Genomic DNA, 488 nt, shown 5'->3' with positions numbered 1-488 from the left:
AATCACAACTATATTGTATACTATCAATTAAGGTTTGAGGATGTTCTGCGCGAACACCCAAAGCAAAAGGTTTAGCTTCTATGAAAATCTTTTTTCGATCCAATAGTTCAAAAATATCACGTGCGGAATGTCCCGTGGCTAATATTAATTTATTAGCAAGAATAGTGTCTCCTTTATGCGTAACAATCCCTTGAACTTCATTGTTTTTTACCAAAATATCAGCAACTCTAGTTTCAAACAAAACTTGACCTCCACATTCAATAATTTTTTCACGAATATCCTGAATAATTTGAGGCAATTTATTGGTACCAATGTGTGGGTGCGCATCTACAAGTATGTCATGAGAAGCACCGAAAGCAACAAACAGTTCTAATATTCTATTAACATCACCTCTCTTTTTAGATCTGGTATACAATTTACCATCAGAATAGGTTCCTGCGCCACCTTCGCCAAAACAATAATTAGAATCTTCATGAACTATATGATCT

The 488-nt window shown here is 34.6% G+C and carries 1 protein-coding gene; it reads right to left on the bottom strand.

What is annotated here, in order from left to right; translation table 11 throughout:
• Positions 1 to 488 (bottom strand): NAD(P)/FAD-dependent oxidoreductase (locus FHK88_RS09750; RefSeq protein WP_227430559.1); only part of this gene is annotated, 488 nt, incomplete at both ends.

Source organism: Psychrobacter sp. I-STPA6b, assembly GCF_020662265.1.
In the GTDB taxonomy this organism is placed as follows: Bacteria; Pseudomonadota; Gammaproteobacteria; order Pseudomonadales; family Moraxellaceae; genus Psychrobacter.
The sequence above is the reverse complement of the archived record's forward strand: the minus strand, read 5'-3'. Positions and strand labels throughout refer to the sequence as shown.